The organism is Bacillus cereus group sp. Bce019, from assembly GCF_051781745.1.
GTDB lineage: Bacteria > Bacillota > Bacilli > Bacillales > Bacillaceae_G > Bacillus_A > Bacillus_A cereus.
The window spans coordinates 1-266 of record NZ_JBPWJX010000168.1 but is presented as its reverse complement, the minus strand read 5'-3'; the positions used below and the strand labels follow the sequence as shown (position 1 = coordinate 266).

The following is a 266-nucleotide window of genomic DNA, read 5'->3' as shown; positions in this document are numbered from 1 at the left end:
GATAACTTTTAGTACTTCTGTCATCAATCCTTGATTCCAATGTGCTCTTCCGATTTCATAAGCTAGTTCAAGTTCCGCTTTCTCTTCATTCACATTCATTCCTTGGACCCGACCAATAACTTCACCTGAAGTTTTTAGCACAATCGCCCAATTATAGCGAGTTACTTGTTCATTTAAATGAAACCAAGAGTTGGTAAATAGACCTTCCTTCTCACGAACGTCTTCAATTGTGCTTATTGTTTCATAACTGGTCCATTTCCAGACTA

At 38.0% G+C, this 266-nt stretch carries 1 protein-coding gene; it reads right to left on the bottom strand.

The genetic code is table 11. From position 1 onward, the window contains the following. Positions 1–266: GNAT family N-acetyltransferase (locus ACS2QP_RS27880; RefSeq protein ID WP_438883086.1), on the bottom strand; the 266-nt coding region annotated here is incomplete at both ends.